The organism is Pseudomonas endophytica, from assembly GCF_001411475.1.
In the GTDB taxonomy this organism is placed as follows: Bacteria; Pseudomonadota; Gammaproteobacteria; order Pseudomonadales; family Pseudomonadaceae; genus Aquipseudomonas; species Aquipseudomonas endophytica.
Window position 1 is genome coordinate 1 of record NZ_LLWH01000169.1, and the last position, 20,176, is coordinate 20,176.

16 protein-coding genes are annotated in these 20,176 nt (G+C 57.4%); 10 read left to right on the plus strand and 6 right to left on the minus strand.

The annotated features are described in order from the left end of the window. Nucleotides 1-2,075, minus strand: a 2,075-nt coding sequence (gene prlC / locus AQS70_RS12800; RefSeq protein ID WP_164488188.1) for an oligopeptidase A, incomplete at its 3' end; no start/stop codon positions are given. Between the two features lie 75 nt (nt 2,076-2,150). On the opposite strand from prlC, the gene AQS70_RS12805 reads away from it, so the two are divergent. The 6 genes from AQS70_RS12805 to AQS70_RS12830 all read left to right on the plus strand — a co-directional run bounded on the left by AQS70_RS12805 (nt 2,151) and on the right by AQS70_RS12830 (nt 7,186). Further along, complete coding sequence (locus AQS70_RS12805) at nt 2,151-2,699, plus strand: gamma carbonic anhydrase family protein (protein ID WP_055103142.1); 549 nt, start codon at nt 2,151-2,153, stop codon at nt 2,697-2,699. Between the two features lie 21 nt (nt 2,700-2,720). Beyond that, nucleotides 2,721-3,368: an HAD family hydrolase gene (locus AQS70_RS12810; protein WP_055103143.1), complete on the plus strand. Its 648-nt coding sequence runs from the start codon at nt 2,721-2,723 to the stop codon at nt 3,366-3,368. 214 nt (nt 3,369-3,582) lie between these two features. Beyond that, nucleotides 3,583-4,164: an alpha/beta hydrolase gene (locus AQS70_RS12815; RefSeq protein WP_055103144.1), complete on the plus strand. Its 582-nt coding sequence runs from the start codon at nt 3,583-3,585 to the stop codon at nt 4,162-4,164. A 50-nt stretch (nt 4,165-4,214) separates the two neighbouring features. Then, nucleotides 4,215-5,111, plus strand: coding sequence for a sigma 54-interacting transcriptional regulator (locus AQS70_RS12820; protein ID WP_055103145.1), 897 nt, complete (start codon nt 4,215-4,217; stop codon nt 5,109-5,111). Nucleotides 5,112-5,257: 146 nt separating this feature from the next. Then, nucleotides 5,258-6,040 (plus strand): MetQ/NlpA family ABC transporter substrate-binding protein, encoded by a 783-nt coding sequence (locus AQS70_RS12825; RefSeq protein ID WP_055103146.1) that lies wholly within the window; start codon nt 5,258-5,260, stop codon nt 6,038-6,040. A gap of 147 nt (nt 6,041-6,187) precedes the next feature. After that, nucleotides 6,188-7,186: an RHS repeat-associated core domain-containing protein gene (locus AQS70_RS12830; protein WP_055103147.1), complete on the plus strand. Its 999-nt coding sequence runs from the start codon at nt 6,188-6,190 to the stop codon at nt 7,184-7,186. 2 nt (nt 7,187-7,188) lie between these two features. Here the strand turns inward: AQS70_RS12830 and AQS70_RS12835 are convergent, their stop codons facing one another. After that, nucleotides 7,189-8,349 carry an AAA family ATPase gene (locus AQS70_RS12835; RefSeq protein ID WP_055103148.1) on the minus strand — a complete coding sequence of 387 codons (1,161 nt, stop codon included), beginning with the start codon at nt 8,347-8,349 and terminating at the stop codon, nt 7,189-7,191. A 121-nt stretch (nt 8,350-8,470) separates the two neighbouring features. On the opposite strand from AQS70_RS12835, the gene AQS70_RS12840 reads away from it, so the two are divergent. From AQS70_RS12840 to AQS70_RS12850, 3 genes are read left to right on the plus strand one after another with little or no spacing between them, the layout of a single operon-like run. Continuing rightward, nucleotides 8,471-9,562, plus strand: a complete 1,092-nt coding sequence (locus tag AQS70_RS12840) for an efflux RND transporter periplasmic adaptor subunit (RefSeq protein ID WP_055103149.1) — start codon at nt 8,471-8,473, stop codon at nt 9,560-9,562. Continuing rightward, on the plus strand, nt 9,559-10,629 hold the full coding sequence (locus AQS70_RS12845; protein WP_055103150.1) for an efflux RND transporter periplasmic adaptor subunit: 1,071 nt from the start codon (nt 9,559-9,561) through the stop codon (nt 10,627-10,629). Before AQS70_RS12840 ends, AQS70_RS12845 begins: the two co-directional genes overlap by 4 nt. Continuing rightward, the gene (locus tag AQS70_RS12850) at nt 10,626-13,688 is read left to right on the plus strand and encodes an efflux RND transporter permease subunit (protein ID WP_055103151.1); all 3,063 of its coding nucleotides are present in this window, start codon (nt 10,626-10,628) and stop codon (nt 13,686-13,688) included. Before AQS70_RS12845 ends, AQS70_RS12850 begins: the two co-directional genes overlap by 4 nt. Nucleotides 13,689-13,775: 87 nt before the next feature. Here the strand turns inward: AQS70_RS12850 and betT are convergent, their stop codons facing one another. Both betT and AQS70_RS12860 read right to left on the minus strand, forming a co-directional pair. After that, the gene (betT, locus tag AQS70_RS12855) at nt 13,776-15,737 is read right to left on the minus strand and encodes a choline transporter BetT (protein ID WP_206542141.1); all 1,962 of its coding nucleotides are present in this window, start codon (nt 15,735-15,737) and stop codon (nt 13,776-13,778) included. A 420-nt stretch (nt 15,738-16,157) separates the two neighbouring features. Continuing rightward, nucleotides 16,158-16,484, minus strand: coding sequence for a DOPA 4,5-dioxygenase family protein (locus tag AQS70_RS12860; RefSeq protein ID WP_055103153.1), 327 nt, complete (start codon nt 16,482-16,484; stop codon nt 16,158-16,160). Nucleotides 16,485-16,635: 151 nt separating this feature from the next. On the opposite strand from AQS70_RS12860, the gene AQS70_RS12865 reads away from it, so the two are divergent. After that, on the plus strand, nt 16,636-18,204 hold the full coding sequence (locus tag AQS70_RS12865) for a SulP family inorganic anion transporter (protein ID WP_055103154.1): 1,569 nt from the start codon (nt 16,636-16,638) through the stop codon (nt 18,202-18,204). Nucleotides 18,205-18,315: 111 nt separating this feature from the next. On the opposite strand, the gene aroE is transcribed toward AQS70_RS12865, so the two are convergent. Next, entirely contained in the window at nt 18,316-19,137 is an 822-nt protein-coding gene (gene aroE / locus AQS70_RS12870) for a shikimate dehydrogenase (RefSeq protein ID WP_055103155.1), read from the minus strand. 22 nt (nt 19,138-19,159) lie between these two features. Next, the gene (hemF, locus tag AQS70_RS12875) at nt 19,160-20,074 is read right to left on the minus strand and encodes an oxygen-dependent coproporphyrinogen oxidase (protein WP_055103156.1); all 915 of its coding nucleotides are present in this window, start codon (nt 20,072-20,074) and stop codon (nt 19,160-19,162) included. Between the last annotated feature and the right edge of the window lie 102 nt (nt 20,075-20,176).

Sequence of the window (20,176 nt, forward strand, 5' to 3'; positions counted from 1 at the left end):
GCTGCGGCGTCCTCTGTCAGGCCGCTGTGACGCAATAACGCGTCAATCGACGGCTCGCGCCCACGGAAATCCTTAAACAGCTCCATCGGTGCCAACGAGCCACCGCGTGCCAGGATCGCCTGACGGAATGCCTTACCGGTTTGCGGGTTGAACACGCCTTCTTCTTCAAAGCGCGAGAATGCATCCGCCGACAGCACTTCAGCCCATTTATAGCTGTAGTAACCCGCGGCGTATCCGCCTGCAAAGATGTGCGCGAAGCTGTTCGGGAAGCGGTTATAGGCCGGTGGGCGCATGACCGAAACTTCATCGCGGATACCTTCCAGCACCTGGGCAACGCTGCGACCATCGCCGTGGGTGGCGTGCAGTTCGAAGTCAAACAGCGAGAATTCCAGTTGGCGAACCATCATCAGCCCGGACTGGAAGTTCTTGGCGGCAAGCATTTTATCCAGCAGGTCTTTAGGCAGCGCTTCGCCGGTTTCGTAGTGGCCGGAGATCAACGCTAAGCCTTCCGGCTCCCAGCACCAGTTTTCCATGAACTGGCTCGGCAACTCGACAGCATCCCACGCCACGCCGTTGATACCGGACACGCCCGCGTGCTCGATTTCGGTCAGCATGTGGTGTAAGCCATGACCGAACTCGTGGAATAGGGTGGTCACTTCGTCGTGGGTCAGCAGCGCAGGCTTGCCGGAGACAGCCGGGGTGAAGTTGCACACCAGGTTGGCCACCGGGCTTTGCAGCACGCCAGCCTCTGTGCGGCGGCGGTCGCGAGCGCCGTCCATCCACGCACCACCGCGCTTGTTGGCACGGGCATACAGGTCAAAGAAGAAACGCCCGATATGCTGGCCGTTTTCCTTGATCTCGAACAGGCGAACGTCCGGGTGCCAGGTGTCGAAGCCTTTGATTTCCGCGATCTCGATCCCGTACAGGCGATGCACGATGGCGAACAAGCCTTCCAGCACTGTGTCGATCGGGAAGTAGGCGCGTAGGGCTTCTTGGGAAACGCTGTAACGCTGCTCGCGCAGTTTTTCGCCGAAGAAACCAGTGTCCCAGCTTTTCAACTCTGCGCAGCCTTGCTCAGCGGCATAGGCTTGCAGTTGCTCAAGATCACGCGCCGCGAACGGTTTGGTGCGCTTGGCCAGATCACGCAGGAAGGTCAGCACTTGATCCGGCGTTTCAGCCATTTTGGTCGCCAGGCTCAGTTCGGCAAAGCTGTTGAAACCCAGCAACTTGGACAGTTCCTGACGCAGGTCGAGGATTTCTTCCATCACCGGGCCGTTATCGAACTGACCGGCATTCGGGCCTTGGTCCGAGGCGCGGGTGCTGTACGCGGCGTAAACTTCTTCGCGCAGCGCGCGGTCTTCGGCGTAGGTCATCACCGGGTAGTAGCTTGGGAACTCAAGGGAGATCAACCAGCCATCTAAACCTTTGGCTTGTGCAGCGGCCGCCATTTGCGCCTTGGCCGAATCGGTCAGGCCCGCCAGCGCGGCTTCATCAGTAATGTGCTTGGTCCAGGCTTGTGTCGCGTCCAACAATTGGTTCGAGAACTTGCTGCCCAGTTCTGAAAGCTTGCTCTGCACTTCGGCGTAACGCTTCTGCTCGGCTTGCGGCAGGTCAATCCCCGACAAACGGAAATCACGCAGCGAATGCTCAAGAATGGTTTTTTGTGCTTGATCAAAGTCAGCCACTTGCGGGCTGTGGGCCAAGGCTTCAAACGCTTGGAACAACTCGCGGTTCTGCCCCATTTCGGTAGAGTAGGCGCTCAACGCAGGCAAGCAGCCCTCATAAGCTTCACGCAGCTCGCTGCTGTTGCACACCGCGTTTAAATGGCTGACCGGGCTCCAGGCGGCGCCCAGACGGTCGTTTAGCTCATCCATGGCCAGCACCAAACCGGCCCATGTCGGGTTCTTACCCTGTTCGGCGAGGATCTTTTTAATCCCCGCACGGTTGTCCGCGAGGATCTGTTCGATGGCCGGCTGTACGTGCTCAGGACGGATTGCCGAAAACGGCGGCAGGTCGTAGGGCTGCAATAGAGGGTTGTTCTCGCTCACGTTTGGCACCTTGGCTGGAAGAAACATGGGGCCATCTTAATTACAATCACCGCTGACCGCAGCCCTGTTACGTCCTATTACTGCTAAAGAAGGAAGCTATTTGTGTCCATCCGTCCGTTCCAGCAGCACACACCTACGTTGGGCGAACGCGCCTTTGTCGACCGCTCGGCGGTTGTCATCGGTGACGTCCAGATCGGGGCTGACAGTTCAATCTGGCCATTGACCGTAATTCGCGGCGACATGCACCGCATCCGCATCGGTGCGCGCACCAGCGTGCAAGACGGCTGCGTGCTGCACATCACTCACGCCGGGCCGTTCAACCCAGAAGGTTTTCCGCTACTAATCGGCGATGACGTCACCATCGCCCACAAAGTCATGCTGCACGGTTGCACCGTGGGCAGCCGCATCTTGATCGGCATGAGCAGTGTAGTGATGGACGGCGCGGTGATTGAAGACGACGTCATTGTTGGCGCAGGCAGCTTGGTGCCGCCTGGCAAGCGACTGGTCAGCGGCTTTTTGTATGTGGGCAGCCCAGTCAAGCAAGTACGCGAACTGACTGAAAAAGAGAAAGCTTTTTTTACTTACAGCGCTGGAAACTACGTGAAGCTCAAAGACCAACACTTGGCCGAGGGTTACGACCAGCCCGTTTAAATCACCTGCTTTGGAGCCAGCATGAAATACCCAAACGTATTGTTCGACCTTGACGGCACGCTGACCGACCCGCGTGAGGGCATCACCCGCTCAATCCAATATGGTCTGAGCAAAATGGCCATTGATGAGCCAGACCTCACCAAACTCGAACACTTTATCGGCCCGCCGTTGCTTCAAGCTTTTATGGAGTTTTACTCATTCAGTGAGGCTCAGGCGTGGGAAGCTGTCGGCTTTTACCGCGAGCGGTTCTCGGTCACTGGTCTGTACGAAAACCAAGTGTTTGACGGCGTTACGCCGCTGCTTGAAGAGCTGGTCGGGCAGGGCCGGCAGTTGTTTATCGCCACGTCAAAGCCGCAAATTTACGCGCACAAAATCGCCCAGCACTTTGATTTTGCCAAGTACTTCAAGGTGATTTACGGCAGTGAGCTGGACGGTACACGCACCAACAAAGTCGAGCTGATTGCACATCTGATGACTGAAGAAGGGCTAGACCCTGCACAAACCTTGATGATCGGCGACCGCAAACACGACCTTATTGGCGCCAGCCAAAACGGCCTAGACTCAGCGGCAGTTGGCTACGGCTTTGGCAGCGCCGAGGAGCTGAGCTCGCACAACCCGACCTACCACTTTGAAACCTTGGCGCAACTGCATCAGGCGTTTAAACGTTAGCGCTCCAGAGGTTACACATAACCCGGTAGGAGCGAGCTTTTGATCTTAAATCGTAAAAGATCGCAGCCTTCGGCAGCTCCTACAGGGTCATCCGTCAATTGCCTCGTAAAACCATCTTTTTGGTTATTACCAAATAGCTTCTTATTCCTTAGCGAATCTAAAAACCGTCCCTATACTGACTCGGTAACACACATACCGCTGGAGGCGTATATCCATGGGCAACGAGTCGATTCGCTATTTGATAGTGCCGGGTTGGCAAGGGTCGTCTGACGATCATTGGCAAACCCACTGGCAAAACAGCTTGCCGAACAGTGCTCGGGTGGAACAGGCCGACTGGTTGACGCCGCGTCGCGAAGACTGGATCGCGGCGTTGGCCGAGGCCATCGCCGCTGACAGCACACCCGTGATTCTGATTGCCCACAGCTTGGGTTGCATCACCGTCGCCCATTGGGCCGATCGGGCGCCAGCCAGCTTGTTGAGCCAAGTGCGCGGTGCCTTATTAGTCGCCCCGGCGGATGTCGAACGCCCAACCTGTGCGCCCGCGTTGCGTAACTTTGCCCCGATTCCGACGCACACTCTGCCGTTTGCGAGCCAAGTCGTCGGCTCAGACAACGATGCGGCGGCCAGTGCACCTCGCGCTATGGAATTCGCCCGCCAATGGGGCGCCGAGGTTGGCATTCTCAGCGGAGCCGGACACATTAACGTCAAGTCTGGCCATCAACGCTGGGAACAAGGTTTCGCCTTCTTATACCGCCTGCAAACCCGTATTGAGCACGGCGCCCTGCGCCGCGCCTGAATTTTTTGTAACGCCCGCGCCCATCCATCGGCGGCGGGCGGGAGCCCGACATGAGCCTGCATGAAACCTTTGGTCAGCCCCTTCTGACCTTTCCCGACGCCGAAAAGAGCCCGCTAAGCATTCGCGCCAAGGCGTTGGTGTTTGTCGATCCGCGCTCGCGCCAATTACGCAATGACTTGGAACTGCTAGCGCCCCGCGCATTACCCGTCTTAATTCACGGCGAAACCGGAACCGGTAAAGAGTTGTTGGCCCGACACATCCACCGCGCCAGCGACCGTACCGGCTTGTTTGTGTCGGTCAATTGCGGCGCGATCAGCCCAACCTACGCCGATGCTGAATTGTTCGGTTACGCACCCGGCACGCATAGCAGCTCAGCCAGCAGCCGTGCGGGATGGTTCGGCTCAGCCAATGGCGGCACGTTATACCTAGATGAAATTGGCGATTTGCCGTTAGCCATACAGATCAAATTGCTAGCCGCGCTGGAGACGCACGAAGTCACGCGAGTGGGCGCCCATCAACCCAGCCCGGTGGATGTTCGTTTGGTCGCGGCCACCAGCATTGATTTGGCCCAAGCAGTGCAGGCCGGAAAATTTCATGAGCGTCTGTATCACTACCTCAGTGAAGGACAACTCGCGTTGCCCGCTTTACGCGAGCGGGTTGGCGATATTTTGTCGCTGGCTGAATATTTTCTAGGGATCTACAGCCAGCGCCTTAATCTAGCGGTGCCGTTTATCAGTGATAGCGCGCAACGAGCCTTGGAGCGCCACACGTGGCCAGGCAACACCCGCGAGCTGGAGAACGTGATCCACTTTGCCCTGCTGGTCAGCACCGGGGAAGAGATCCAGCCTGAGCATTTGAACTTGCCTGACAGCATGGGGCAGATCGAACAGTTTATTAAAGGGGCCACCGCACAGGAGCTGGCGGCGCTGAAAAAGCTGCTGGCATAACCCCCACGTGTAGGAGCGCGTCAAGCGAACTAAATGATCTAAGAGCATTAGAAAATATTATTGTTATGGCATAAAAAAAGCCGGTATTGTCCGCTCCGACTTCCAATAAAACCGTTATCAGAACGGTCATTTTTTAAGGGTATTGCATGAAAAAGGTTCTGTTGTTTTCCGCATTGGCGGCTGCTCTGACGGCAGGCCTGGCACAGGCTGGCGAAAAACTAGTGGTCGCAGCGACCCCGGTTCCCCACGCTGAAATCCTTGAGTTGATCAAGCCGACCCTCGCTAAAGAAGGTGTGGATCTCGACATTAAAGTATTCACCGACTACGTGCAGCCAAACGTGCAGGTCGCTGAAAAACGTCTAGACGCTAACTACTTCCAGACCCTGCCGTACCTCGAAAGCTTCAACAAAGGCAAAGGTACTGACTTGGTCACGGTCGTCGGCGTCCACGTTGAACCCTTCGGCGGCTACTCTAAAAAAGTTAAAAACTTGTCTGAACTTAAAGACGGCGCAACCATTGCTATCCCTAACGAAGGCAGCAACAGCGGCCGTGCGTTGATCCTGCTGCAAAAGGCCGGTTTGATCGAACTTAAAGATCCAACCAACGCCGTGTCCACACCAAAAGACATCGCCAAAAACCCGCACAACTTCAAGTTCAAAGAACTTGAGTCGGCATTGCTGCCTCGCGTGCTGGACCAAGTTGACCTGGACATGATCAACACCAATTACGCGCTGGAAGCGGGCCTCAACCCTGCGACTGACGCACTGATCATCGAAGGCGCAGATTCGCCTTACGTGAACTTCTTGGTCGCTCGCCCAGACAACAAAGACAGCGACGCGATCCAAAAGCTGTCTAAAGCGCTGACCAGCCCAGAAGTAAAAGCCTTTATCGAGCAGAAATACAAAGGTGCCGTGTTGCCAGCGTTCTAATCCCACGCCCACTCACTCAAAACGCCGACGGCTCACACAGCGTCGGCGTTTTTTTATGTCTAGCAAAACTACCTAGCAGATTTACTAGGTAGGCAAGGTCATGATTTGAGCCGAAGCTGAATCTCTTCTATTAAGGAGCCAGCCCACATGCCTGTGATGCGATATGCCTACGACCCCCTTGATCGTTTAATAGCCAGCCTATCGGGCTCGCAAGCCTCATCGAGGCGGCATTTTTATAACCATGAACGCCTGAGTACGCGGGTGCAGAGCGAACACAGCCAGTCCGTCTTTCAACACCAACACCTCGTGTTAGCCGAAAAACGAACAACAGGCACCCAATTGCTGGCCACCGACGCTAAACGCAGCGTTTTGCACGGGCTGAGCGGTTCCGGTAACCATGCCCAAGCCTACAGCGCTTATGGTCATCCTCGCCTTCAAAGCGGGCAGCAAAGCCTGTTGGGATTTAACGGCGAAGCGTGCGACCCGCTAACCGGCCACTATCTATTAGGCAATGGTCATCGAGGCTATAACCCCGTGTTAATGCGGTTTAACAGCCCTGATGCGTTAAGCCCGTTTGGTAAGGGCGGGATCAATGCCTATGCATATTGCGCAGGCGACCCGGTGAATCGCAGCGATCCCAGTGGGCGATTTAGTATGGCTCTCGCTTCAGCCATCATCGGTTTTGCCGGTGCACTGCTGAGCACGCAGCGCAGCATGGGGTTTATGGGTGCGATGAGAAAAATCTTGCACTTACAACCCAGCCTCAGAGCGGTAACCAAGGTAGCAACTACGTCAGGCACTGTCCTCGCGAGCGGCGTAACCCTGACTCGTTTGGTGTGGATGGAATGGGCGCCAACCAGTGTACCGACTCAATTACTGGGAGCTGCCACAGTACTCAGCGGCGTATCAGTTGCCGGGGCCGCAGTAGGCGCGGCTCTTTATCGCCTGAAAAAGGGTCCTTTCATATGGAATAAAAAAAAGCTTTCGGCTGCGGGTAAAGAAAACTTCGACCTCACTGAAGTTGTTAGCGCTCATCAGCCAGAATCTCCACAGCCTCAATCAAGCTCTTTATCAACACAGATTTCGCATCCATCATCCCAAAACCCGTCTGCTACCGCTCAGGCAACTGACATTCGAAAAAAATGATCTCAATCCGCCCACTGCCAAGCCGGTTGGTCAAGCATCCGCTGCCCGACCACCTCGGTCTGACCGAGGTTTTTCTCCAGCACGATGCAGTTGCATTCCGGGTCTTGCTGCAAGGCGGCGATCAAGCGGCGGGCGTGAGACACCACCCACACCTGCGACTGTTGCGAAGTGCGAATGATCAACCGCGCCAACGCAGGCAGCAGGTCGGGGTGTAGGCTGGTTTCGGGCTCGTTCAGCACCATGAGTGTCGGCGGGCGCGGCGTCAGTAAGGCGGCCACCAACAGTAGGTAGCGCAAGGTGCCGTCCGACAGCTCTGCCGCCGACAACGGGCGCAACAAACCTTCTTGATAAAACTCGATAGCAAAACGCCCGCCGAGTAAGCATTCGATCTTCAGTCGCGCACCGGGGAAGGCGTCACTGATGGCGCTGTGTAACGCCTCGGGATTACCCATTTCGAGAATGGTTTGCAGGGCCGCCGCAAGGTCGCGGCCATCGTGGTGCAACACCGGTGTGCGAGTGCCCAGTTGAGGCTGACGCACCGGGGCATCAGGGTCGGTGCGAAAGTGATCATAAAAGCGCCAGCCCCGGATCGACTCCCGCAGCTGCAACACCTCGGGCGAGGCATGCAGGCTGCCAACGTGATCAAACAGGCTGTCAAACATCGGCGTATGTTGCGCCAGCACCTGCCAACTGCGCCCGGCACGGGCACGAATCATCGGGCCATTACGCTCCACCAGCTCGCTCGCCGGCCGATACGAGGCACCAACCCAAATACTCTCATGCTTGATTTGCGGGTCGAGGGTAAACGCAGAGCGTTCAGGGGGCGTCACCCCTAAGGCGATGGCGTAACTGAATTCTTCGGCGGCAAAGCCCAAGCGCAAGCGTTTGACCTTATTGCGCGGGCCGCCCTCTATGGCCACTTCGCCTGACTTCATGCGCCGCGAGATGACCTCAGGCCCAGCCCAGAACGTAGACTCCAACCCGCCTTCACGGGCCAGCGCATTGATCACCCCACCTTGAGCCGTCTCGGCCAGTAACCGCAGAGCGCGGTACAGGTTGGATTTGCCGCTGCCATTAGGGCCTGTAATTAAATTAAGCTTGGCCAGTGGTACAACGAGCTGATTGATGGAACGGTAGTTGGCCACCGCAAGAGTGGTGAGCATAGGTGACCTCGGGTTAAAAAAATCTGGATAGCCTCAGCAAACAGAGCCCACAAATCTTATCCCTGTTCTACGCTATCTGGCATATTGTCCCGCTCAATCAGCATCAAACAAAGGAGTGTGCATGGCTGGTCCACGAATCAAGTGTGTTTTGGGCTTTAGCCTTTTGGCGCTCCTGACGGCTTGCGGTAAAGAAGGCCCCAAAGAGCCTTTATCGCCACGGGTTTACGTACAGGAAGTGACCTCACGCGAGTATGCACCTCCCATTGCGCTCAGCGGCGATATTCAAGCCCGCGTCCAAACTCAGCTGTCCTTTCGTGTCGGCGGCAAAGTGATCGAGCGTAACGTTGATGTCGGCGATCATATTCAGGCCAATCAAGTGTTGGCGCGTTTGGACCCCAAAGACCTGAAAACCCAAGTCGAGACCGCTCAAGCCAGCGTATCTGCACAACAGGCGCAAGTGGTACAAAGCCGCGCCGCCTTTATTCGCCAACAAAAACTGCTGCCAAAAGGCTACACCAGCCAAAGCGAATATGATTCTGCCAATGCCGCACAGCTGAGCGCCCAAAGTGCGTTGGCGGCCGCGCAGGCGCAATTGGCCAATGCCCGTGAACAACTCAGTTACAGCAACTTAGTCGCCGAAGCCCCCGGCGTCATCACCGCGCGCCAAGCGGAGGTAGGGCAAGTGGTGCAAGCCACCATGCCGATGTTCTCGCTGGCCCGTGACGGCGCCCGCGATGCCGTGTTTAACGTGTACGAGTCACTGTTTATCGAGCCACCCACAGACCCTACCGTGCAAATCACCCTGCTGCATGACCCGACCATCAAGGCCAATGGCTTTATCCGCGAAATAACCCCGGCGGTGGCAGCCCAAAGCGGCACACTGCAAATCAAGGTGCAACTGGACACCCTGCCCAAAGGCATGGATTTAGGCTCGATTGTCAGCGTCAATCTGACCCCGGCGCCTAAATCCAGCATTGAGATGCCGTGGTCGGCCCTGACCAAAGACCTGAGTGAGCCAGCGGTGTGGGTCGTCGATGAGCAAAACACGGCCCGTCTTCAGAAAGTAACAGTCGGCCGTTACCTGACCGGCAGCGTGATCATCAGTGACGGCCTCAAGGACGGAGAAAAAGTCGTGATCGCAGGCGGGCAATTGTTGCATCCCGGCATGCAGGTCGAGATAGCGCCCACCCCAGAAGGGGGGATGACGTTATGAGCCGCCTATGGATCGCGCCACTGGCAGCTCTCTTGTTAATGGGCTGCTCTGAAGAAAAAAAAGCACCCGAACCCGTGAGGCCGGTGCTGTACGTGGTGGTAAAGCCGGATATGACCCAACAGTTGGGGCGCTTCGCTGGCAATATCGAGGCCCGCTACGAAAGCACCTTAGGTTTTCGCGTGCCGGGCCGGATCGTGCAGCGCACCTATGACATGGGCGCCCTGGTCAAAAAAGGCGATATTTTGGCCAGCCTCGACCCGACAGATCAGCAAAATAATGTCCGCGCCGCTCAAGGCGATTTGGCCAAAGCCCAAGCGCAATTGATTAACGTCCAAGCCAGTGCCCGCCGCCAGCAAGAGCTGTTCGATAAAGGCGTCGGTGCCCAAGCGCAGTTAGACACAGCACAAGCAGACCTCAAAACCAGCCAAGCATCCGTTAAGCAAGCGGCGGCAGCGCTCAGCCAGGCCAAAGACCAGCTCAGCTACTGCAACCTGCGCGCAGACCATGACGCGGTGATCACCGCGTGGCAAGCCGAAGCGGGCCAAGTGGTCAGTGTGGGCGAAGCCGTGGTTACTCTGGCGCGCCCTGACATCAAAGAGGCGGTCATTGATCTACCTGCGCCGCTGGCCGAAACCTTGCCCAAGGACGTGGTGTTCTTCGTGGCTGGCCAGCTCGACCCTAACGTCAACACCCGCGCCCACATTCGCGAAATCGCGCCTCAGGCCGACAGCGCCACCCGCACCCGGCGCGTACGCCTGACACTCGACCAGACGCCACCGGCCTTTCGCCTCGGCAGTTCAATCAGCGTGACCGTCAGCAACCCGATTACTCAGCACTTCCAACTTCCACTGAGCGCCCTGCAAGAAGTGGATGGGCAAACCCGCGTGTGGGTCATTGACCCGCAAACACTCACCGCCAACACCCGAGACGTCACTGTGTGGCAGCGCGCGGGCAATACCGTCTTGCTCTCGGGCGGTATCAGCAGCGGTGACACCGTCGTCAGTGCCGGTGTTAACAGCCTCAAACCTGGGCAAAAAGTCAGACTCGACAAGGAAAGCTCGCAATGAATGGGAAATTCAACCTGTCCGAGTGGGCCCTCGAACATCAGTCATTCGTCTGGTACCTGATGTTTATCGCGGTGCTTGCCGGGTTCTTTTCGTACTTCAATCTGGGCCGTGCTGAAGACCCGAGCTTTACCATCAAAACCATGGTGATCCAGACCAAATGGCCCGGTGCAACGGTCGACGACACCATGCTGCAAGTCACCGACCGTATCGAGAAAAAGCTCGAAGAGCTGGACACCCTCGATTACGTCCAAAGCTACACCCGGCCGGGTGAGTCCACGGTATTTGTGTTCTTGAAAGACACCACCAAAGCCGAACTCATCCCGCACATATGGTACGAGGTGCGTAAAAAAATCGGCGATATACGCGGCGACTTTCCCCAAGGCATTCAAGGCCCGGGCTTCGACGACGAATTCGGTGATGTATACGGCACGATTTACGCCTTTACCGGTGATGGCATCAGCATGCGTCAGTTGCGCGACTACGTAGAGCAGGTGCGCACGGGGATTCGCGACGTTCCCAATCGCGGCAAGATGATGACCATTGGCGAGCAAGCCGAAACCTTTTACCTCGACTTTTCGACCCGCAAACTGGCCGCCTTGGGCTTGGATCAACAGCAAATTCTGCAAAGCCTGCAAGCGCAAAACGCCGTCACTCCGGCCGGAGTCATTGAAGCCGGGCCAGAGCGAATGTCCGTGCGCGCTTCAGGTCAGTTTCACAGCGTGGCCGACCTTGAGGCCGTGAACCTGCGGGTCAACGACCGCTTCTACCGGCTCGCCGACGTGGCAGACATCACCCGCGGGTACGTCGACCCGGCCGCGCCGATGTTTCATTACAACGGCCAACCGGCCATCGGTCTGGCCGTGGCCATGAACACCGGCGGCAACATTCAGGAGTTCGGCCAGCAACTGCAAGAACGCATTCAAGAACTGACCGCACAACTGCCGGTCGGCGTGGGCGTACACATGGTGTCCGACCAGGCAGAAGTGGTTCAGGTGGCCGTACACGGCTTTACCAGCGCCCTGTTTGAAGCGGTGATCATCGTGCTGGCGGTGAGTTTTATCAGCCTGGGCTTACGCGCGGGCATGGTCGTCGCGATCTCGATCCCGCTGGTGTTGGCACTGGTGTTTGTGTTCATGGAGTTCTCCGGCATCGCCATGCAGCGTGTGTCGCTGGGCGCCTTGATCATCGCCTTGGGCCTGTTGGTGGACGACGCGATGATCACGGTGGAGATGATGATCTCGCGGCTTGAGCTGGGGGAAACCAAGCAACAAGCCGCGACGTTCGCCTATCACTCCACCGCCTTCCCGATGCTCACCGGGACCTTGGTCACGGTGGCCGGTTTTGTGCCTATCGGCCTTAACAACAGCGCCGCAGGCGAATACACCTTCACCCTGTTCGCGGTGATTGGCGTGGCCTTGATCGTGTCGTGGATGGTGGCAGTGCTGTTTGCCCCCGTGTTGGGCGTGCATATCCTGTCAACCAAGGTCAAACCCAAATCTGACAAGCCGGGGCGGCTGGCGCAGATCTTCAATACCGGCCTGCTGTGGTGCATGACCCATCGCTGGTGGACCATTGGTGGCACCGCGGCGATGTTTTTGGCTGCCGTGATTGGCATGACTTTCGTCCAAAACCAGTTTTTCCCGGCGTCAGAACGCCCTGAAATTCTGGTGGATTTGAACCTACCGCAAAATGCCTCGATCCAAGAAACCCTCAAAGTCACTCAACGCTTTGAAGAGTCGCTCAAGGGCGACCCGGACATCGTGCGCTGGAGTACTTACGTGGGTGAGGGCGCGATCCGTTTCTACCTGCCACTGGACCAACAACTGCAAAACCCCTTCTTCGCGCAACTGGTTATCGTGAGTACCGGCCTTGAGAGCCGAGATGCGTTGATGGAGCGCCTCAGCAAGCGTCTGCACGAAGACTTTGTGGGTATCGGCAGTTACGTTCATACCCTAGAACTAGGCCCGCCCGTGGGCCAACCGCTGCAATATCGCGTCAGCGGCCCGAATATTGATCAAGTGCGCAAACACGCCATCGACCTGGCCACTGTGCTGGATGACAACCCTAATGTGGGTGAAACCCTGTTCAACTGGAACGAGCCGGGCAAGGTGCTGCGCGTCGACATTGCGCAAGACAAAGCCCGCCAGTTTGGTTTGTCATCCCAAGACGTCGCCAACGTGATGAACAGCATCGTAACCGGTGCGACCGTCAGCCAAGTGAAAGACAGCATCTACCTCATCGACATTATCGGCCGGGCCAACGGCAGCGAACGCAACACGCCAGAAACCCTGCTAAACCTGCAAATCACCACACCGAGTGGCACCTCGATCCCCTTGCTGGCGTTTGCCTCGGTCCGCTACGAACTGGAGCAGCCGTTAGTCTGGAGCCGTGACCGTATCCCGACCTTGACCCTCAAGGCTTCGGTGCGCGGCAACATCCAAGCGGTTGATTTGGTGGACGAACTGAAGCCAACCCTGCAAGCCTTTATCGACAAATTGCCACCGGGCTACAAAGTCGAAACTGGCGGCACCGTGGAGCAAAGCGCCAAGGCCCAAGGCCCAATCGCCAAAGTTATCCCGCTGATGTTGTTCTTGATGGCCACCTTCTTGATGATCCAACTGCAAAGCGTGCAGAAGATGTTCATCGTAGTCAGTGTCGCGCCGTTGGGCCTGATTGGTGTGGTGTTGGCGCTAGTGCCGACTGGTACGCCGATGGGCTTTATCGCGATCTTGGGGATCTTGGCACTGATCGGCATCATCATTCGTAACACCGTTATTCTGGTGACCCAAATCGACCAGTTCGAACGCGACGGCTACGACCCGTGGCACGCCGTGGTACAAGCCACCCATCATCGTCGTCGGCCGATTTTGCTGACTGCGGCGGCGGCCAGTTTGGGCATGATCCCGATTGCGCGTGACGTGTTCTGGGGGCCGATGGCCTACGCCATGATCGGCGGCATCTTCTCGGCCACGCTGCTGACACTGCTGTTCTTGCCAGCGCTGTACGTGGCTTGGTACCGGATCAAAGAAAACAAAAACCCGCCACCTGCACTTAGCTGATGGCACCTAACCTGTAGGAGCGCTCGCGATCTTTTGACCTTAAACATCAAAAGATCGCAGCCTGCCGCAGCGCCTACAGGGTGTGTTTTAACGCACCAAATGCAAGAACTGCATATGACGTTCATACTGGTCGAGAATGTCGTTGATGATTTGGTCTTTGGTGTAGCCCATCAGGTCGTAGTCTTGGCTACCTTCGCTCAAGTGCACTTCAGCACGGTAGTAGCGACGGTTGCGCAGTTCTTTAGGCCCCATGCCGCCACGGGCGAACGATGGGGTGAAGTAGCCGCGCATCTGCACCTGATACACAAACGGTTGCGCCTCGCCGTGGCCGATCTCAAGGCTGACGTTGTCAAACGCCAAATCGGGCTGGGTAACGACATTAAGGCCCTTTTCTATGAACACCGCGCTCACTTCTTCAATCGCCGGGCGTACGGTGGTGTCCATAAAGCGATACACCTCGTCACGCGACGGGAAGTGCACCGCTTGGCTCAATCGTTGACGCCAACCGCCTCGACCTCGACGCGAAGCCGACACCGGCGCCAGCGAGTGCATCTGGGCGATCTGCTTCTGCGACTCAAGATGGAATGCCTTGTGCAGCCCCCACATCATGAGCAACAAGATCAGCGAGAACGGCAGCGAGGTGAGCACCACCGCAGACTTGAGCGCGTCGATACTGCCCGAGAACAGCAACGAACTGGTGACCAGCGCGGTCAGACCGCCCCAGAACACCCGTAGCCATTTAGGGCCGTCTTCGTCAGCGTTGTTACCTTGCGCCGAGAGCGTTGACAGCACCACGGTGCCGGAGTCTGCCGAAGTCACGAAGAACACAAAGCTGATGAACACCGTGACGGCAATAACGGTTTTGCTCCACGGGTAGGTTTCGAGCAGCAGGTACAAGGCGCGCGAAGGATCGTCGATTGCGGCTTGGCCCAAGGCCGCCAAGCCGTGGTTGAGCACTTGGTCGATGGCGCTGTTGCCGAAGATCGACATCCACGCCAAGGTGAAGCCCAACGGAATCAGCAACACGCCAAACACGAATTCGCGAATGGTGCGGCCACGGGAGATACGCGCAATAAACAGGCCCACAAACGGCGACCATGCGATCCACCACGCCCAATAAAACACAGTCCAGCCGCCCAACCAGTCGCTGGGTTTGTTGTACGCGTACACATCGAAACTTTTGGTCGGCAGCGAGCCTAAGTAGTCACCGATGTTCTGAATCAACGTGTTGAGCAAGTGCTGGGTAGGCCCGGCAAACAACACAAACAGCAGCAGCGCACAGGCCAACAGCATGTTGATGTCGGACATCACGCGTACGCCTTTATCGACGCCCGCGATAGCCACCAAAATGGCCGCGCCCATCATCAGGGTAATTAGCCCCACTTGAATCCACTGGGTGTGCGGTACGCCGAACAGGTAATCGAGCCCGGAGTTGAGGTGCAAGACGCCAAAACCCATGTCTGCGCCCAGACCAAACACCGTGGCGATGATGCCAAAGCCGTCTACCGCGTAACCAATTGGGCCATTGATACGCTTGCCAATCAGCGGATACAGCGCCGAACGCAGCGCCAGCGGCAAGTTATGCCGATAGGCAAAATAAGCCAGCGCCATGCCGACAAAAGCAAACACGCCCCAACCGTGCAGGCCCCAGTGCAAAAACAGCAATTGCATGGCTTGGCGCGCAGATTCCTCAGTACCCGCTGGGCCTTGCGGCGGGGCGAGCATGTGGGTCAGGGGTTCTGAGACACAAAAGAAAAATAGCGTGATGCTGATCCCGGCGGCAAAGAGCATGCCCGCCCAGGACAGGTAACTGAACTCAGGTTCGTCGTGATCGGCACCGAGCTTGATCTTGCCGTAGCCGGACAAGGCGGTGACGATCACGAAGATCAGATACAGGGTCATCGCTAGCATGTAGTACCAGCCGACCGTATTGGCCGCCCAGTTTTGCGCCGCTAAAAGCCATTCACCGGCGGCCTCGGGCAAAGAAATCACCACCAGCCCGAAGATCAGAATAAACCCGGCGGCAAAGTAAAAAACCGGCGGGTTCATGCGGATAACAGACGGTTCCGACGTCGTGGGTGTACTCATGGCCAATACACCTCGTGGCAGTCAAAAGGGTACGAAAAGAGCGAGTTCGGCAAGGGTTAGCCTCCTGTTGTGAGCGGGCAGCGGACCACCGGTTTAACTTGAACGAGCATTCAAGTTAAACATGAATGGACTTGTAGGACTATTCGCCACCCTTGGCTACACGTGTCTTACGTTAGCTCATGGCAAGCTATGACACATGGCCGTGACCAACGTTCAGCCGTTATGGCTTGGGGCTATCAGGGATTTGCCGACGGCTGGAAGGTGGAGGCAATTAGGGGGCTGAAAAAAATTCAAAAAAAATGGGGCGAGCGTCTTTCTGGTTAAAAAATAGTCAGACTCTGATTTACGATCATTGGGTGAAAGCTTCAAGAGCGCCCCTATTCAAAACATAGATAAATTCAACGGCCGTATATTGCCCATCCAGATCGCGTGATCGGTGTGGTCCAGTAGGTCATTACCGGTGTCGGGGTGCAAAAAGATCACCAGCCCGTGCCGATTAATCGCCAGCCATGGCAATACGATGCCGAGCAGTTCGGGGCCGAAAGCCAGTTGGCAGCTCCAGTCGGGGTGCGGGCCGACCGGCCGCTGGTGCACGCGGCCCATGCTGACGCCAAACTGCTGCGCGGCTTCTTCACACAAGGCGCGCGCTTGTTCGAGGGTGCTGGCATCAAAGTAAACGTGGGCGTGATAGCCCTTGATTCGTTGCATAAGCACCTCTTAAAAAATGGTCTGTTGTCGCTGCTTAAGGCTGTGAAGCGTTGCGTTTTTGGAACCCTGCGCGTTCCTTACACGGCCTTTATTGTTCGCCAGCACGTACATGCTAGGGTTCTGCTTTGTCCATCTGCCCAACGAGAACGTTATGCCCCGGCTTAACCGCGCTAACATCCTGCCTTTTTTAAACTGGCTGCCCCAGCAGACTCGCGCAAGTGTCGGTCGTGATGCCTTGGTGGGCTTGAGTGGCGCAATTCTGGCACTGCCGCAGTCAATCGCCTACGCCTTAATTGCAGGTTTGCCTCCCGAGTACGGGCTGTATGCGGCGATTGTTCCGGTGATCATTGCGTGTCTTTGGGGTTCATCGTGGCACTTGATCTGCGGCCCAACGGCTGCGATTTCGATTGTGCTGTTTGCCAGTGTCAGCCCGCTGGCGGTGCCGGGCAGCCAAGACTACATCGGCCTGATTCTGCTACTGACGTTTCTGGCCGGGGTGTTTCAGTGGCTGTTAGGGATGCTGAGATTTGGCGCACTGGCCAATTTTGTCTCACATTCGGTGGTGCTGGGTTTCACCCTCGGCGCGGCCGTGGTGATTGCCTTGGGCCAAGTGCCCAACCTGCTCGGCTTAGAGGTCCCGAGCAAAGCCACGGCCCTCGACAGCCTGATCACGCTGCTGCGGCATGTGAGGGAGTTCGATCCGGCTTCGCTAGGGCTAGGGCTAGCGACGGTGCTGTTGGGCGCTGCGCTCAAACGTTGGCGACCGCGCTGGCCGACGCTGTTAATCACCTTGGTGCTTGCCAGCCTGACGGTATGGGGCTTGCCGCACGTGTTTGGGCATGTGCAGTTGGTGCAGGGGTTTGTGGGCCGTTTGCCACCGTTTAGCCCGCTTCCGCTGGATGTCGAAACTGTACTGCGGCTGCTACCGAGCGCCGTGGCGGTGGGCATGCTGGGGCTGGTGACCAGCTTGTCGATTGCCCGCTCGTTAGCAACACGTTCGCAGCAGATGCTCGACGCTAATCAGGAGATCCGCGCACAAGGCTTGTCGAACATATTCGGCGCGTGGTGTTCGGGGTATTTGTCATCCGGCTCCTTTACCCGCTCGGGCCTTAGTTATGAGGCCGGAGCGCAGTCGCCATTGGCCGGGGTGTTTTCCGCGCTGTGGGTGGCGCTGTTTGCCGTCACCGGCTCGGCGCTGATCGCGCATATCCCAATCCCGGCCATGGCGGGCAGTATTGTGTTGATCAGTTGGGGCTTGGTGGACATCCGCGGCATTCGTGCGTTGTGGCGAGTGAGCCATGCCGAGTTCGCGGTCATGGCCCTGACCTGCGTGGCCACGTTGCTGTTGGAGCTGCAAACAGCGATTTATGCCGGGGTGCTGGCCTCGCTGTTCTTTTACCTAAAACGCACATCACGGCCGCGTGTTCAGCAGTGGATGGCCGGAGATGAAGAAGTATTAAAGGTGGGCGGGTCGATTTTTTTTGGCGCCAGCCATTACCTGCAAGTGCGCTTGCAACGTACCCACGGGCAACGGGTGGTGATTGAGGCGCAGCAGATCAACTTTATCGACTACTCGGGGGTCGAGATGCTGCATCAGGAGGCGCGCCGATTGCTGACACACGGTCGTACCCTGACATTACGCAGAGCGCGTGCGCAGGTGGTTGAGGAATTGAAAAAGTTGGAAGGTGAGGACAACTGCCCGATTTTGTTTGAGGATTAAAAACTGCCCTCACCGCCATGCTCGTGTAGGAGCTGCCGCAGGCTGCGATCTTTTGATGTTAAAGGCAAAAGATCGCAGCCTGCGGCAGCGCCTACGTGAGTGGGTCAAGGTTTACAGCGCCAGCAGGCGCCGCAACTCGGCCAGCGCAGGCGCGGTGTCCGGGCGCACACCGCGCCACAGGTAAAAGGCTTCTGCCGCCTGTTCGGCCAACATGCCCAGGCCGTCCATAACGTGGCCCGCGCCATGCTCAGTCGCCCACACACAGAAAGGTGTTGGCTCTTTGCCGTACATCATGTCGTAGCACAGGGTTTGCCCCGGCTCGATCAGGCTGCTGGCAATGGGCGGGAGTTCACCGGCCAAACTGGCCGACGTCGCGTTGATGATCAAGTCGACCGGCTCGTGCAACCAGTCAAAACCACTGGCCGCCACGGGCCCCAAATCACTGAACAGCTCCGCCAACTGTTCGGCTTTTTCGACCGTGCGATTGGCGATAGTCACCGACGTGGGGCCTTCAGCCAAAATCGGTTCCAGCGCACCACGCACCGCTCCGCCCGCCCCCAAAATGAGGATGCGCTTGCCCTTTAGGCTGAAGCCCGCATTGACCGTCAAATCGCGCACCAGCCCTGCACCATCGGTGTTGTCGCCCAGCAAGCTGCCATCAGGCTGTTTGCTCAGGGTGTTGACCGCGCCCGCACGTTGCGCCCGAGGGCTTAGGCGGGTCGCTAAACGGTAGGCGTCTTCTTTAAACGGCACGGTGACATTGGCGCCGTGCCCCTGCTTAAAAAACGACAACGCACAGCCCGCAAAATCCTCCAACGGCGCGAGTAACGTCTCGTACTGCATTGAATGTCCGGTTTGTTCGGCGAACAGGCGGTGCAGGACCGGCGATTTGCTGTGGGCGATCGGGTTACCAAAAACGACGTAGCGGTCCATCAGGCAAGCTCCTCAGGCGGTATCAGGCGTTGGCTAGCCAATCACGGTCTTGCAGGAAGTATTCAGTTAGACGCGCCTCTTCACTGCCGGGTGCGGCTTTCCAGTCATAGCCCCAGCGCACGTGCGGCGGTAGCGACATCAGGATCGACTCGGTACGCCCGCCTGATTGCAGACCGAACAAGGTGCCACGGTCGTAAACCAGGTTGAACTCAACGTAGCGACCACGACGAAACGCTTGGAACTCACGTTGCTCAGCCGTGTAGGCGTCTGTTTTGCGGCGCTGAACAATGGGTAAGTAGGCGTCGAGGTAGGCGTCACCAATGGCGCGAATGAAGGCAAAGCAGGTGTCGAAATCCCACGCGTTCAAATCATCAAAGAACAAGCCGCCAATCCCGCGTGGCTCGTTGCGATGCTTAAGGTGGAAGTAGCGGTCGCACCACGCTTTGTAACGCGGATACACGTCAGCACCGAAGGGTGCACACGCTTGCTCGGCCACGCGGTGCCAGTGCACGCAGTCTTCTTCTACCGCGTAGTAGGGCGTGAGGTCGAAACCACCACCAAACCACCAGACGGGCTCTTCGCCTTCTTTTTCGGCGATGAAAAAACGTACGTTGGCGTGGGAAGTCGGTACATGCGGATTGTGAGGATGCATCACCAGCGACACGCCGAGGGCTTCAAAACCACGCCCCGCCAGCTCTGGGCGATGGGCACTGGCAGAAGGTGGTAAACCGCTGCCAAACACGTGGGAAAAGTTCACACCGCCTTTTTCGATGATCTGACCGTTTTCGATCACGCGGGTACGTCCGCCACCGCCCGCCGGGCGCTCCCAAGCGTCTTCAACGAAGCGCGAGCCGCCATCTTCGGTTTCCAGCGCAGCGCAAATACGGTCTTGAAGGTCGAGCAAGTAGGCTTTAACGGCCTCGGTGCGAGTAGTCATGGCATCACCTTAAATCGGGCTAAGCGACAGAGCGGGGCCGCCAGCGAAGGGCGGCTAGCATAACACCGCCCCCGACCTCATCGCAGTTGACGAAGATCACGC